This window comes from Isoptericola sp. NPDC057391, from assembly GCF_042668085.1.
Taxonomy (GTDB): domain Bacteria; phylum Actinomycetota; class Actinomycetes; order Actinomycetales; family Cellulomonadaceae; genus Isoptericola.
On the sequence record NZ_JBHVBO010000113.1, the window covers coordinates 1 to 14,157 of the forward strand.

Below are 14,157 nucleotides of genomic sequence, written 5' to 3' on the forward strand. Positions count from 1 at the left end.
GCTGTGGGTGGGATGGTGGCCCAGTCTCCGCGTCAGGACGGGCCACGATCCCACCCACAGCGAGACGTCAGGGCTGGACGCCGTCCGCGGTGACGGTCGCGCCGTCGGGCACGGTGGCGGGCTCGCCGGCGTCGGACAGCGCCGCGTCGCCCTCTGCCCGCACCCGGGCGCCGAAGGTCCAGTCCCCCTCGACGGTGAGCGACGACGCCGAGCGCAGGGACGGGGCGCCCGCGGCGAACCGCTCGTCGAAGGCGGCGATCTGCTTGTAGGTCTTCGAGAGCTTCACGAGCGGCGCGTCGACCTGGGCCACCAGCCGGTAGTCGTCCGTGAGCTCGTAGACGTCGGAGCGCATGAGCAGCAGGTCGTTCGTCGTCTTGACCGGCAGGAAGCGCTCGCGCCCCACCTCGATCGCCGTCGCGCCCTCGAAGACGGCGACGGCCGCGCCCATCGCGGACTCGATCTGCACGACCGCCGGCGAGGACGCGTCCGTCGGGTCGACCGTCTTCTCGTTGCGGATCAGCGGCAGCTCGAGGACCCCGCCGGTGCGGTCGAGCTCGGCCGCGAGCGCCTCGAGGTCGAACCAGAGGTTGTTGGTGTGGAAGTACCGGTGCACCGTCGGGTCGAGCGAGACGCCGACGTCGTCGGGGTGGGTCTGGGCGGTCTCGCGTTGCACGATGCGGCCGTCGCTCCTGCGCACCACGAGCTGCCCGCCCTTGACGTCGGCGGGCGTCTTGAGGCACATCTCGGCCGCGTAGGGGGCGCCCGACGCCGCGAACCAGGCCGCGATCGCGCCGTCGGGGGCGGCGCCGAGGTTGTCGGAGTTGGAGACGCTGGCGTAGCGGAAGCCCGCGTCCAGGAGCGCGCGCACGACGCCGGACGCGTGCAGCGCCGGGTACAGGTCGCCGTGCCCCGGGGGGCACCACTCGAGGGAGGGGTCGGCGGGCCACTCCACCGGCTCGAGGGTGTCGGCGCGCAGCTTGGGCTCCCGGTTCTGCAGGAAGTCCACGGGCAGCCCGTCGACGGCGAGGTCGTCGTAGCGGGCGAGCGCGGCGAGCGTGTCGTCGCGGGTGCGGAAGGAGTTCATCAGCACCAGCGGCAGGCGGGCGCCCGTCGCCCTCCGGGCGGCGCGCACCTGGCGCACGATGACGTCGAGGAAGGTGAGTGAGCCCGTCCCGCCCGGTCCGTCGCCGGCCGCCCCGGGCGCGTCGTCGCGCACCGTGAGCAGCGACTTCGCCCGGTCCATGCCCATCGAGGTGCCGAGCCCGCCATTGAGCTTGATGATCGCGGTCCGCGCGAGCGCGGCCTGGGCGTCGGCGTCGGAGACCTCGAGGTCCGCGTGCCGCGGCAGGTCGGTCAGGGGCTCGACGTCGGCCTCCCGGACGAGCCCCGTCTCCCCCGACTCCAGCAGGTGGTAGAAGCGGGTGAAGGTCTCGATCGCGGCGGGGGCGACGCCCTCCGCCTGCATCTTGGATCGGGCCAGGGCAAGTCCGCGGTCGCTCATGGGCAGCACCCTAACCGCGCGCGACGAGGCCCGCGGAGGGCGTCCGGCTCGGACCGCCTACTCGAAGCGGGACGGGTCTCCGGCGCCGACGCGGACGACCTCGGGGTACCCCTCGGACCAGTCGACGACGGTAGTGGGCTCGGCGAGCACCTCGCCGGCGTCGACGACGGCGTCGACCACGTGGTCGAGCTCCTCCTTGACCTGCCAGCCGTCGGTCAGGGGCTGCTCGGCGCCCGGCAGGATGAGGGTGGACGACAGCAGCGGCTCCCCCAGCTCGCGCAGCAGCGCCTGCACCACCCGTGAGTCGGGGATGCGCACGCCGATCGTCTTCTTCTTGGGGTGCGCGAGGCGCCGCGGGACCTCCGGCGTGGCCGGGAGGACGAACGTGTAGGGCCCCGGGGTGGCCGCCTTGATGGCGCGGAAGGCGTTGTTGTCGAGCCGCACGAGCTGGCCCAGCTGCGCGAAGTCCGCGCACACGAGCGTGAAGTGGTGACCGGCGTCCAGGTGCCGGATCTGGCGGATCCGCTCCGTGCCGTCGTGCTGGCCGACGCGGCAGCCGAGGGCGTAGCCGGACTCGGTCGGGTAGGCGACGAGCCCCCCGTCGTTCAGCAGGGCGACGACCTGGCCGATCGCCCGGGGCTGCGGGTCGACCGGGTGCACGTCGAAGTAGCGGGCCATGCCCGGCAGCGTATCCCCGCGCCTCGCTCCCCCACCCGGCGAGCGGTCGCGTCGCGGCGGCCGGATCAGGCCGCGAGCGCGCGGCGGAGCTCGGCCTCGCTGGCGTTGCCGCCGGAGCAGACGATGCCCACGCGGCGGCCGGCGAACGCGGCGGGGTGGGCGAGGACGGCGGCGAGGGCCGCGGCGCCGGCGCCCTCCGCGACGGTGCGCGCGCCGGTGAGGTAGAGGCGCTGGGCGGCGGCGATGGCGTCGTCGTCCACGAGCAGGAAGTCGGCCAGCCGTTCGCGCAGCACGGCCTGGGTGAGTGCGAAGCCGCACCCGACGGCGAGCCCCTCGGCGCGCGTGGTGTTGGCGGCGGTCCGCAGCTCGCCCGCGCGCCAGGAGTCGTGGGCCGCCGGGGACGCCGCAGCCTGCACGGCGACCACCCGCAGCCCGGGGGCGAGGGCGCCGGCCACGAGACAGGCGGCCGCGGCGCCCGAGCCACCGCCGACGGGGACGACGAGCACCTCGAGGTCCGGCGCCTGCTCCAGGAGCTCGAGCGTCGCGGTGGCCACGCCGGCGACGAGGACCGGCTCGTTCGCCGCGCCCACGAGGCGCGCCCCGGTGGCGGCGGCCACATCGCCGGCGCGGGCTCGGGCGTCGTCGAACGTCGCCCCGTGCAGCACGACGTCGGCGCCGAGGTCGCGCACGGCCCGCTCCTTGAGCGGGTTCGGATGGTCGGGCATGACGATCGTGCAGGCCGTGCCCGTGCGGCGGGCGGCGTGGGCCAGGGCCTGGGCGTGGTTCCCCGTGGAGTAGGCGACGATGCCGCGCCGGCGGGCCTCGTCGTCGAACCCGAGCAGGAGGTTCAGCGCGCCGCGCACCTTGAACGCGCCCGTGTGCTGCAGGTTCTCGTGCTTGACGACGAGGCTCGCCCCGTCCGCGCCCGCCGCCGCGGCGGCGCGGTCCAGCTCGGGGTGCGACAGCGCGGGCGTGCTCACGACGAGCCCGTCGATCCGTCGCGCGGCGGCCAGCACGTCGCGCATCGTCGGGGGCGCGGGCACGTCGGGGGCGGGCTGCGGGGTCGTCGTCGTCATCACAGCAGGATCGCCGCCCGTCGACCGATAGGTCCAATGCCTGTTCTGACTGCTCGTCATCGATGCGGCCGATGGATCGTCGTAGGCTGGCGTCGTGTCCGTCGAACCCGCTCCCCCGCCCCACCTGGACCTCACGCGCCTGCGCGTCCTGGCCGCCGTCGCCCGCACCGGGTCGGTGACCGCGGCGGCACGCGAGCTGCACTACGCCCAGCCGTCGGTGAGCCATCACCTGGCCCGCCTCGAGGCCGAGGCGGGGATCGCCCTGCTGCAGCGCGCGGGTCGCGGCGTCCGCCTCACCGAGGCGGGTCGGTTGCTCGCCGCCCGCGCGGAGGAGATCCTCGGCCGCGTCGAGGGCGCGCGGCGCGAGCTCGACGCCCTGGTCGGCCTCCGCGCCGGCCGGGCCCGCCTCGCCGCCTTCCCGTCCGCGCTCGCGACCCTGGTCCCCGCCGCCGTCGCGGGCCTGCGGGCCGCGCACCCCGGGCTCGGCGTCGGGCTGGTCGAGGCCGAGCCGCCCGAGGCGGTCGCGGCCCTGCAGGCCGGCGACGTCGACGTCGCGCTCGTCTTCCGGCACACCGACGCCCCGCACGCCCGGCCCGCCATGGACCTGTCGCGCTTCGAGGTGACCGTCGTGCACTCCGAGCCGATCGCCCTCGTCCGGCGGGCCGCCGACGCAGCCCCGGACGGGCCCGGCGCGCGAGACGGTGCGGGTGACGGCCCGCCGCCGCTGGCCGACCTGCGCGACGCCGCCTGGATCGCCGGGTGCGAGCGGTGCCGCGCCGACCTGGTCGCGCGCTGCGCCACCGCCGGGTTCGACCCCCGCATCGCGTTCGAGACCGACGACTACGTGGCCGTGCAGGCGCTCGTCGCGTCCGGCGCCGGGGTGAGCCTGCTGCCGTCGCTCGCCCTGCGCGCGCACCGGAACCCGGACGTCGTGGCGCACCCCCTGCCCGGAGCGACCCGCGAGGTGCTCGCGCTCACCGTCGGCGCGCCGACCCCGGCGGTCCACGCCCTCGTGCAACGGCTGGTCGAGGCGGGTGACGCCGCCCGCGACTAGCGTGGAGGCGTGCCCGAGCAGCGGGGATGGCAGCTGGAGCAGCTCAGCGGCTGGTGGGCCACGGCCGACTACGACGTCGCCCGCGAGGTGCTGCAGCGGGGCGTCGGCGTGCTGCTGTGCCTCGCCTTCCTCCAGGCCCTGGGCCAGTTCCGCCCCCTGCTCGGGGACCGCGGGCTGCTGCCCGTGCGGCGGTTCACGGCGCGGGTGCGGTTCCGCGACGCGCCGTCGCTGTTCCACCTGCACTTCTCCGACCGGCTGCTGGTCGTGGTGGGGGTGCTCGGGGCCGCGGGGGGCGCCGCGGTGGTGGTGGGGCTGCCGCAGACCGGGCCGTGGTGGGTCACGACCGGCGTCCTGCTCGCGCTGTGGGCGGCCTACCTCTCGCTCGTCTCGGTCGGCCAGCGCTTCTACGCCTTCGGCTGGGAGACGCTGCTGTGCGAGCTGGCGTTCCTCGCGGCGTGGTTCGGGTCCCCCGCCGTGCCCGTGCCGTTCCTCCTCGTGCTCGCCGCGCGCTGGCTGCTGTTCCGGCTGGAGCTGGGGGCGGGCCTCATCAAGTGGCGCGGCGACCCGGCGTGGCGGAACCTCACCGCGCTCGACTACCACCACGAGACGCAGCCGATGCCCGGCCCGTTCAGCTGGCACGCGCACCACCTGCCGCGCTGGTGGCACCGCACGGAGGTGGTCGGCAACCATGTGACGCAGCTGCTGGTGCCGTGGCTGCTGTGGCTGCCGCAGCCGTGGCCGAGCGTGGCGGGCGGCGCCGTGGTCCTCACCCAGGGCTGGCTCGTGCTCACCGGCAACTTCGCCTGGCTGAACTGGGCGGCGATCGTGCTCGGCGCGGCCATGGTGTCCGACGACGTGTGGCGCGGTCTGCTCGGCGCCCTCGCGGTGGGCCCCGCGGCGCGCGTCCCGGCCGCGACACTTGACATGACACCCGATGTGGCACCCGACGTCCCGCTCGGGTACCTCGTGACGGCGAGCGCCGTCGTCGTCGTGCTCGCGGTGCTGTCGGTGCGCCCCGCGCTCAACCTCGCCTCGCGGCACCAGAAGATGAACGCGAGCTTCGAGCCGCTGCGGCTCGTGAACGCCTACGGAGCGTTCGGCAGCGTGACCCGGCGGCGCGACGAGGTGATCGTCGAGGGCACGCTCGCCGAGCGGCCCGGACCCGACGACTGGCGCGAGTACGGGTTCCGCGGCAAGCCGGGCGAGGTGAGCAGACGCCCGCCGCAGGTGGCCCCGTACCACCTGCGGCTGGACTGGGTGCTCTGGTTCGTGCCGCTCGGCGCACCCGCGCCCTGGCTCCCGCGGCTGTGCGAGCGCCTCCTCGAGGCCGACCCCGCGACGCTCCGCCTGCTGCGCGACGACCCGTTCGACGGCGCCCGCCCGCGCTGGGTGCGGATGCGACTCTTCCGCTACCGGTACACGACACCGGACGAGAGGCGTCGCTCCGGCGACTGGTGGGTGCGACGCGAGCTCGAGACGATCGTGGCGCCCGTCGACCTTGCTCTCCTGTCCCGTCCCGGGCGATCGTGACCGGTCAGACGAGCGAGTCCTGCCAGGCGGCGTTGAGCGCGGCGTAGTGCCCGTCCCCCGCGGCCAGCTCGTCCGGCGTGCCGTCCTCGATCACGCGGCCGTGCTCCATGACGAGCACGCGGTCGGCGATCGCGACGGTCGACAGCCGGTGGGCGATGATGATCGCCGTGCGGTCGGCCAGCAGCGTCTGCAGGCCGTGCTGCACCAGCCGCTCGCCCGGGATGTCGAGCGACGACGTCGCCTCGTCGAGCACCAGCACCGCCGGGTCGGCGAGGAACGCCCGCGCGAACGACAGCAGCTGCCGCTGCCCCGCCGAGACGCGGCCGCCGCGCTTGTTGACGTCCGTGTCGTACCCGTCGGGCATGTCCATGATGAACTCGTGCGCCCCGACCGCCCGTGCGGCGGCCTCGATGTCCTCCTGCGAGGCGCCCGGCCTCCCGAGCGCGATGTTCTCCCGCACGGACCCGCTGAACAGGTACGCCTCCTGCGTCACCATCACCACGGCGCGCCGCAGGTCGGTCGTCGACAGGTCGCGCACGTCGACGCCGTCGAGCAGCACGCGGCCCTCGCTCGCGTCGTAGAACCGGGTCACGAGCTTGGCGAGCGTGGACTTGCCCGCGCCCGTCGTGCCGACCAGCGCGACCGTCTGCCCCGCCGGGAGCGTGAGGTCGAGGTCGGGCAGCACGACGGGGCCGTCGCCGTAGCGGAAGGTGACGTGGTCCAGCCGCAGGGCGCCGCGCGCGTGCGGCAGCGCCACGGGGCGGCGCGGCTCGACGACGGTCGGCTCCTCGGCCAGCAGGCCGGACACCTTCTCCAGCGCCGCCGTGGCGGACTGGAACGAGTTGTAGAACATGCCGAGCTGCTGGATCGGCTGGAAGAACCGCTTCACGTACAGCAGGGCCGCCACGAGCACGCCGACGTCGAGCGACCCGGAGTACACGCGCCACCCTCCCACCGCGAGCGCGGCCGCCACCGCGACGTTGCCGATGAGCACCAGCCCCGGCTGGTAGCGCCCGTTGAGGCTGAAGGTCTTCAGGTTGGCGTCGCGGTACTCCTCGCCGAGGCGGCCGTACTCCGCCTCGGTGGTCGACTCGCGGCGGAACGCCTGCACCGCGCGCATGCCCGTCATCGTCTCGACGAACTTCACGATGAGCCGCGCGGACGCGGTGCGCTGCTCGCGGTAGAAGACCTGCGAGTGCTTCTGGAACCAGCGCGTGAGGAACCAGGCGGGCACGAGCGCCACCGCGAGCACGAGGCCCGAGCGCCAGTCCAGCAGGAACAGGCTCAGCCCCGTGAAGACCATGAGCATGAGCGACGAGACGACGCCCGTGAGCCCGCCGTCGAGCAGCTCGCGCAGCGCCTCGAGGTCGGAGGTCTGGCGGCTGATGATGCGGCCCGACGTGTACGACTCGTGGAACTCGAGGCTGAGCAGCTGCGTGTGCCGGAAGACGCGCCGGCGCAGGTCGAGCAGCACGCCCTGGGCGATGCGGGCGGCCTGCCGCACGTAGGCGCCCGCGCACACGCCGCCGACCACCGCCGCGAGCAGGTAGGCGGAGCCGACGAGCACGAGGGTGCTCGCGTCGCCCGCCACGAGGTCGGGCACCGCGCCGTCGATGGCGAGCGAGACGAGCCACGGACCGGCGACCTGGCCGAGGGTCGAGACCACGACGAGGAGGCCGGCGAGGGCAAGCGAGCCGCGGCGCGGCCGCAGCATCTCCCCCAGCAGCCGCAGCGAACGGGAGCGGACGGCGCGCGACGCGTCCCTGTCGAGGCTGGTCGCGTCGTCGGCGGTCGCGTCGGTGGGCCGGCGGCGGGCGTCGGGCTGGGGCGTCGCGGGCTGGGGCGACGCGGGGGTGCTGGGGCGGCTCACCGCTGGGCCTCCTTCTGGTCCTGCTCGGTCTGTGCCTGCTCGGCCTCGTCGGCCTCTCGGGTGTCGGCGTGCTCGGCGCACTCCTCCCAGTCCTGCTCCAGGCTGGAGATGACGTGCCGGTAGTGGGCGTCGGTGGCGAGCAGGTCGCTGTGCGTGCCCACGGCCGTGATGCGGCCGTCCTGCAGGACGGCGACGCGGTCGGCGAGCGCCACGGTGGACGGCCGGTGGGCGATGACGAGGCTGGTCGTGCCGTCGAGGACGTCGCGCAGGCGCGTGGTGACGGCCTCCTCGGTCGCGACGTCGAGCGCGGACAGCGGGTCGTCGAGCACGAGGACCGCGGGGCGGGCCGCGATGGCACGTGCGAGCGCGAGCCGCTGCCGCTGCCCGCCGGACAGCGACAGGCCCTCCTCGCCGATGCGCGTCTCGACGCCCTGCGGCAGGTCCGCGACGAACCTGGCCTGCGCCACCTCGATCGCCTCGTGCAGCCGCCGCTCGCGCTCGGCCTCGGGCACGGCGTCGGGGCCGGCCTCGGGGACGCCGAGCAGCACGTTGTCGCGCACCGACGCCGAGAACAGCGTCGGGTCCTCGAACGCGACCGCGACGGCGCGGCGCACGTCGTTGCGCCGCATCCGCCGCACGTCCACGCCGTCGAGGAGCATCTGCCCCTCGGTGACGTCGAAGATGCGCGGCACCAGCATGGCGAGGGTGGACTTGCCCGAGCCGGTGAGCCCGACGAGCGCCGTCGTCGTGCCGACGGGGAGCTCGAGGTCGACGTGCTCGAGGACCGGGCGTGCCGAGTCCTCGTAGCGGAAGGTGACGTCGCGCAGCTCCACGTGCCCGCGCGGCTCGGGGGCGTCGACCGGGTCCGCGGGGTCGGCCAGGGGGTTCGGGGTCTCCATGACCTCGAAGAAGCGGTCGACGGCGGTGCGGGCATTGAGCGTCATCGACAGCGTCATGCCGAGGTCGACCACGGGGCCGTTGATGACCGCGGCCGTGAGGAAGAAGGCCACGAGGCTGCCGACCGTGACCTGCCCCTGGGCGGCGAGCACCGTGCCGAGGACGAGGCAGACGGCGAGCGTGGCCTCGGGGATGAGCTGCAGGGCCGTCGTGACGGTCGCCTGGTTGCCCGCCTTGCGGATCTCGGTCTGGCGCAGCTCCTCGGCCTGCCCGGTGAACGAGTCCAGGGCGTCGCGCCCGCGCCCGAAGGCCTTGAGGACGCGGATGCCGTGCACGGACTCCTCGACGGTGGTGGCGAGGTCGCCCGACTGGTCCTGGGACAGGCGCGCGATCACGCGGTAGCGGCGCGAGAAGCGGAACGCGATGACGGTGACCGGGATCGCGCCCGCGAGGTAGACGAGGCCGAGCCAGCCCGCGGTCGCCAACAGGATCCCGACGCCGACGACGATGGTCACGGTGCTCACGACCAGCTGCAGGAGACCGAAGATCAGCCAGCGGCGCAGCAGGCCGAGGTCGCCCATGATCCGGCTCAGCAGCTGGCCGCCGGGCCAGCGGTCGTGGAAGGCGACGGGCAGGTCCTGCAGGTGGCGGAACAGCGACATGCGCATCTCCGCCTCGATGCGGGTGCCCGGGTACATCACGAGGTTGCGCCGGAGCAGGACGAACCCGGCCTCCGCGACGCCGAGCACGAGCACGAGGAGGACGGGCACCGCGAGGGCGCCGAGGTCGCGGGCGGCCACGCCCTGGGCGAGCGGCCCCTCGACCAGCTCCTGCAGCACGCGCGGGATCGCCAGCGCGGCGAGGCTCGCGCCGAGCGCGGAGAAGAGGCCGCCGACCAGGCGCGGCACCGCCGGACGCACGTACGGGTAGAGCCGGCGCACCGACGCGATCGTCGAGAGCTCGGATCCCGCCGGGGCGACGGGAGCCGCGGCGGCGCCCGGACCGCCGGGCGGGTCCGCGGCGCGGCCCGGCGGGGTGCCGGGCGCGGCGGGTCGGTGGGGAGCGGAGGAGGCGGGGCTCCTCCTGGGACTGTCGGAGGGATCGGCGCGGCGGGCGCCTCGGCGGCTGCGCGAAGTGCGCTTCGTGTCGGGCATCACATCTATTCTGTCACTCACCCCCGACACGCTTGCCCCGGTCACGCGGTGTGCCGCCACCACGGGACATCGCTTACCCCCGCGGGATCCCGCCGTCGTGCACGACGGCGGGCCCCGGGGCGGGCCGCACCGGGCCGGTCAGGCGACCGCGACGCGCTCGACGGTCGGCACGCCGGTCTGGTCGAAGAACGCCAGCTCGTGCTCGCACGCCGCGTGGAACGCCGTCGCCATCCGGTCCCGGGTGGCCCCGTCGGCGGCCGCGGCGACGCGCCGCAGGATGGCGACCGCCTCCCGCGTCGCGTCCGCGAACGCGTCGTCCGCGTAGGTGCCCAGCCAGGCCGCGTACGGGTGACCAGGGTGGTTGCGGGCGGCCAGCCGCTCCCCCACGTCCTGGTAGATCCAGTAGCACGGCAGGACGGCGGCCACGAGCGTCGCGTAGTCGTCGCCGGCCGCGCGCAGGTGGTCGAGGTACGCGGCCGTCGTCGCGCTGGCGGGCACGTCCTGCGGCTCCCCTCCCAGCCAGCGCGTGTGCAGGTCGAGCTCCGTCACCAGGGCGCCGTGCGCGCCGCCGGCCCAGAACGCCTGCTCGGCCCGCGTGGGCGCGAGCTCGCTCGCCCGTGCGAGGCAGCGCGCGTAGTCGCGCAGGTAGAGCGCGTCCTGCTCCAGGTAGGTGCGGAAGTGGTCGGCGTCGAGCGTCCCGTCGCCCAGCGACCGCACGAACGCCAGGTCGTCGATCGCGGCGCGCACGCCCGCGGCCTCGGCCCACCACCGGGCGACGACGTCCTCCCCGGCGACCTCCCCGGGCGCGCCCGGAGTGCTCGCCGGGGACGGCACGAGCGGCTCGGCGCCGCCCGCACGCAGCCCCACCAGGTGGTCGACGGGGCCGTTCCCGCCGCCGACGCGCAGCGCCTCCCCCGCCCGGATCGCCGCGGTCAGCCACGCCTTCGTGCTGCGCAGCGCCTGCGCCCAGTCGCCCGTGCGCGCGAACCGCGTGGCCAACCCGCTGGACAGCGAGCAGCCGGTGCCGTGGGTGGACCGGCTGCGCAGCCGCGGCCCGGGGAGCTCCACCAGGACGCCGTCGGGGCCGACGAGCGCGTCCGGGGCACCCGGGCCCCAGTCGCTCTCGGTACCCTCGGCGGCCGCGCGCCCGGCCTCCAGGTGCCCGCCCTTGGCCACCACCAGGACCCCGTGCCGGGCGGCCAGCCGCCGCGCCTGCTCGAGGGCCGCGGGCCAGTCCGCGGCGAGGGGCTCCTGCGCGAGGACCGCGAGCTCGGGCAGGTTCGGCGTCACGACGTCCACCCTCCCGAGGAGGTCCCGCACGGCCCGCTCGGCGTCGGGGTCGAGCAGCCGGTCCCCGCTGGTCGCCACCATCACCGGGTCCAGCACGACGGCGGGGCGCGCCGCCGTCGCGGGCCGGGACTCGGCGGGACGGTCGCGCGGCAGGCCGTCGAGCCAGGCGGCCACGGCGCGGGCCACCGGGGCGGACGCGAGCATCCCGATCTTCACGGCGTCGACCGCGACGTCGTCGGTGACCGCCTCGAGCTGCGCGGCGAGGACCGCGGCGGGCGGCACGTGCACGTCGCGCACCCCCCGCGTGTTCTGCACGGTCAGGGCGGTGACGGCCGCCATCCCGTACCCGCCCGCGGCCGCGATCGACTTGAGGTCCGCCTGGATCCCGGCACCCCCCGACGGGTCGGACCCGGCGACCGCCAGCACGCGAGGGCGGGTGCCCCGCGTCGCGGTCGGTGGCTCCGTGCGCGCCGCGGCGGGAGCAGGGACGGTGGTGCCGGCGGGGCCGGCGGAGCTGTCTTCAGGTGCGCGCGCACTCATGTCGACATCCCTTCGCTAGTACGAGCTAGATCAGGTTCGACGGGTGTGATCTCAGCGCCCGAAGGCCGGCCGCGACGATGTCGCGGCGACGGCCGGTCGGGACGCACCCCGTGTCGTGCCGCCCACCGTAGCCCAGGTCCGCGCGGGCGTCGGCCGACGTCCGGCTCGCGTGTCGGGCCCCGCCTCGCCCCGCTGCGAGACACCTGCCAGGCGGGGACCCGACTCTTCCGCCGCCTCCCCGCAGCCCCCGCGCGGCGCGGTAGGGTGCGGGGGTGCCCGTGGTCGTCCGTCGTGTGCGCGAGCTCCTCGTCGCCGGCACGACGCTCAGCATCGCGGCCGCCGCCCACCTGCTGGCCGGCGGCTCGCTCCCCGGGGCATCCCTCGCCTGGCTCGTCGTCGTGGCGCTCACGGCACCCCTCGCGGTGTGGACCGCCCGGCGCCGTCTGACGCTCCCCCGCCTGCTTCCCGCGATGGTCGCGCTGCAGCTCGTGCAGCACACGGCCCTGTCCGTGCTCGGCGCGGCGGGCGCGGGGGCCGCTGCCTCGACGCCGCCCTCGACGCCGCTCTCGACGGTCGGCGCCGCGGCCGACGGGCACGCCCTGCACGCGCTGGGCCCGGGCTCCCTCGCGCCCGCGACGGGCGGCGGGCTGCACCTGCACCACGGGGACGACGCCGGGACGACGTCCTGGATGCTCGCCGCGCACGCGGCCGCGGTGCTGCTCACCGCGCTGCTGCTCGCCGCCGGCGACCGGGCGGCCGTCAACGTCGCGGAGCACCTGCGCCACGTCGCGGTGCTCGTGCGGGGCCCCGCCGCTCCGCCCGTCGTCCGCGAGACCGCCGTCGTCGGCGGGCGCACCTGGCGCCCCCGCCGGACCCGCGCCCTGCGGCGCACCCCGCCACGAGGACCCCCGCTGCTCCCGGGCGCCCTCGCGCGCGCCGCCTGAACCTGCCCTGGTCCGCCGTCGGACAAGGGCGGGTCCCTCGTCGTCCGACGACCACCGACCACCCCTGACAGCCAGGAGCAGTAGACCCATGTCCAGGACCATTCCTGCCCGCACCCCTGCGCGCACCCCGAGGCGCCTCGCCGGCGCCGCCGCCCTCGCCCTGCCGGCCCTCGTGCTCGGCGCGGCCGCCGCCTCCGCGCACGTCACCGTGACTCCCGACGCCGCCGAGGCCGGGTCGTACGCCACCCTCACCTTCAAGGTCCCCAACGAGTCCGCCGAGGCCTCGACCACCGCGGTGAAGGTCGACCTCCCCACCGACACCCCGTTCACCAGCGTGTCCGTCGAGCCCGTCCCGGGCTGGACCGCGAAGGTCACCCAGGCGCCGCTGCCCGAGCCGGTCGAGGTGCACGGCACCACCGTCACCGAGGCGCCCGCGAGCATCGAGTGGACCGCCGACGACGCCGACGCCGGCATCGCGCCGGGCGAGTTCCTCCGGTTCACGGTGTCGGCCGGCGCCGTCCCGGACGGCGTCGAGGCGCTCGCGCTGCCCGCCACCCAGACGTACTCCGACGGCGAGGTCGTCGCCTGGGACCAGGTGGCGTCCGGCGACGCGGAGCCCGAGCTCCCGGCGCCCGTCCTGCAGGTCGTGCCGGCCGACGCGGACGACGACCACGGCACGGCGTCCGCGGCCGGCGAGGCCGCCGACGGGTCCGCCGGCGCGGCGACGGACGCGACGACGTCCGGCGACGACCCCGGCACGCTCCCGCTCGCGCTGGGCGCGGCCGGGCTGGGCCTCGGCCTGGTGGGCGCCGTCACCGGCGTGGTCGCCCTCGCCCGCACGCGCGCCGCGGCCCCGGCGGGCTCCTCCGGCGCCACCTCCGACGACACGGGGCGCCGGTGAGCGCCCGGGGCGGCCGCGCCGCGCGACGCGCCCTCGCCGCGACCGGGTCGCTCGCCCTCGCCCTCGGCCTCGGCACGGCCGGGGTCGTCGGGGCGGCGGCGCCCGCGAGCGCCCACAACGTCGTCGTCGGCACGTCGCCGGCCTCGGGGTCGACCGTGACCGAGCCTCCGGAGTCCGTCGACGTGACGTTCGACGACGTGGTGCTCGACCTGTCCGCCGAGGGCTCCAGCACGGTCGTCACCGTGACGGACGCCGACGGCACCGACTACGCGACCGGGTGCCCGACGACGCAGGACCGCACCGTGTCGGTGCCCGTCGCGCTCGGCGAGGCCGGCGAGTACACGGTCGACTGGCGGATCGTGTCGGCCGACGGGCACCCGACCAGCGGCGGGTTCTCCTTCACCTACGACCCGCCCGCCGGGGCCGAGGCCGCCGCCCCCGCGGCGGACGCGACACCGTGCGCCCCGGCCGGGACCGCCGAGGACGACGGGTCGGACGGCGCGTCCGGCGCTGCGGCGGACGGCGCGGCGGAGGGTGCGTCAGACGGTGCGTCCGCCGGGGACGCCGGCGCCTCGGAGCTGGTCGTGGTGCTCGGCATCGCGGGCGGCGTCGTCGTGCTCGCCGGCGCGGCCGTGCTCGTGACGCTGCGCCTCGCGCGACGTCGCGACTGAGGCACGGGACCGGCCGGCGACCTGTCAGGGCCAGGGCGGGGTATCCCGCGC

Annotated in this window: 11 protein-coding genes and 1 riboswitch; of the genes, 5 read left to right on the top strand and 6 right to left on the bottom strand. The window is 76.1% G+C overall.

Annotated features, from left to right (window positions below; translation table 11 throughout):
- Positions 1–67 precede the first annotated feature (67 nt).
- From ACFUVW_RS14095 to ACFUVW_RS14105, 3 genes are all read right to left on the bottom strand, one after another.
- Positions 68–1,501, bottom strand: a complete 1,434-nt coding sequence (locus ACFUVW_RS14095; RefSeq protein ID WP_430571954.1) for a UTP--glucose-1-phosphate uridylyltransferase — start codon at positions 1,499–1,501, stop codon at positions 68–70.
- Between the two features lie 57 nt (positions 1,502–1,558).
- Positions 1,559–2,179: an L-threonylcarbamoyladenylate synthase gene (locus ACFUVW_RS14100; RefSeq protein WP_430571955.1), complete on the bottom strand. Its 621-nt coding sequence runs from the start codon at positions 2,177–2,179 to the stop codon at positions 1,559–1,561.
- Positions 2,180–2,244: 65 nt separating this feature from the next.
- Positions 2,245–3,255 (bottom strand): threonine/serine dehydratase, encoded by a 1,011-nt coding sequence (locus ACFUVW_RS14105; protein WP_430571956.1) that lies wholly within the window; start codon positions 3,253–3,255, stop codon positions 2,245–2,247.
- Between the two features lie 94 nt (positions 3,256–3,349).
- Here ACFUVW_RS14105 and ACFUVW_RS14110 point away from each other — a divergent pair, with 94 nt between their 5' ends.
- Together ACFUVW_RS14110 and ACFUVW_RS14115 are read left to right on the top strand one after the other, a co-directional pair.
- Positions 3,350–4,309 carry a LysR family transcriptional regulator gene (locus tag ACFUVW_RS14110; RefSeq protein ID WP_430571957.1) on the top strand — a complete coding sequence of 320 codons (960 nt, stop codon included), beginning with the start codon at positions 3,350–3,352 and terminating at the stop codon, positions 4,307–4,309.
- A 9-nt stretch (positions 4,310–4,318) separates the two neighbouring features.
- Positions 4,319–5,839: a lipase maturation factor family protein gene (locus ACFUVW_RS14115; protein ID WP_430571958.1), complete on the top strand. Its 1,521-nt coding sequence runs from the start codon at positions 4,319–4,321 to the stop codon at positions 5,837–5,839.
- 4 nt (positions 5,840–5,843) lie between these two features.
- On the opposite strand, the gene ACFUVW_RS14120 is transcribed toward ACFUVW_RS14115, so the two are convergent.
- The 3 genes from ACFUVW_RS14120 to ACFUVW_RS14130 all read right to left on the bottom strand — a co-directional run bounded on the left by ACFUVW_RS14120 (position 5,844) and on the right by ACFUVW_RS14130 (position 11,590).
- On the bottom strand, positions 5,844–7,709 hold the full coding sequence (locus ACFUVW_RS14120; protein ID WP_430571959.1) for an ABC transporter ATP-binding protein: 1,866 nt from the start codon (positions 7,707–7,709) through the stop codon (positions 5,844–5,846).
- Positions 7,706–9,547, bottom strand: coding sequence for an ABC transporter ATP-binding protein (locus tag ACFUVW_RS14125; RefSeq protein ID WP_430571960.1), 1,842 nt, complete (start codon positions 9,545–9,547; stop codon positions 7,706–7,708). Before ACFUVW_RS14125 ends, ACFUVW_RS14120 begins: the two co-directional genes overlap by 4 nt.
- Positions 9,548–9,898: 351 nt before the next feature.
- Positions 9,899–11,590 (bottom strand): bifunctional hydroxymethylpyrimidine kinase/phosphomethylpyrimidine kinase, encoded by a 1,692-nt coding sequence (locus ACFUVW_RS14130; RefSeq protein ID WP_430571961.1) that lies wholly within the window; start codon positions 11,588–11,590, stop codon positions 9,899–9,901.
- A riboswitch (TPP riboswitch) is annotated at positions 11,581–11,711 on the bottom strand. (Overlaps the previous gene by 10 nt.)
- Before the next feature lie 151 nt (positions 11,712–11,862).
- Here ACFUVW_RS14130 and ACFUVW_RS14135 point away from each other — a divergent pair.
- From ACFUVW_RS14135 to ACFUVW_RS14145, 3 genes are all read left to right on the top strand, one after another.
- On the top strand, positions 11,863–12,534 hold the full coding sequence (locus ACFUVW_RS14135; protein ID WP_430571962.1) for a hypothetical protein: 672 nt from the start codon (positions 11,863–11,865) through the stop codon (positions 12,532–12,534).
- An 88-nt stretch (positions 12,535–12,622) separates the two neighbouring features.
- Positions 12,623–13,435 (top strand): YcnI family protein, encoded by an 813-nt coding sequence (locus tag ACFUVW_RS14140; protein ID WP_430571963.1) that lies wholly within the window; start codon positions 12,623–12,625, stop codon positions 13,433–13,435.
- A complete protein-coding gene (locus ACFUVW_RS14145) occupies positions 13,432–14,106 on the top strand; it encodes a copper resistance protein CopC (RefSeq protein ID WP_430571964.1) in 675 nt (224 codons plus the stop codon). Before ACFUVW_RS14140 ends, ACFUVW_RS14145 begins: the two co-directional genes overlap by 4 nt.
- Positions 14,107–14,157: the final 51 nt, after the last annotated feature.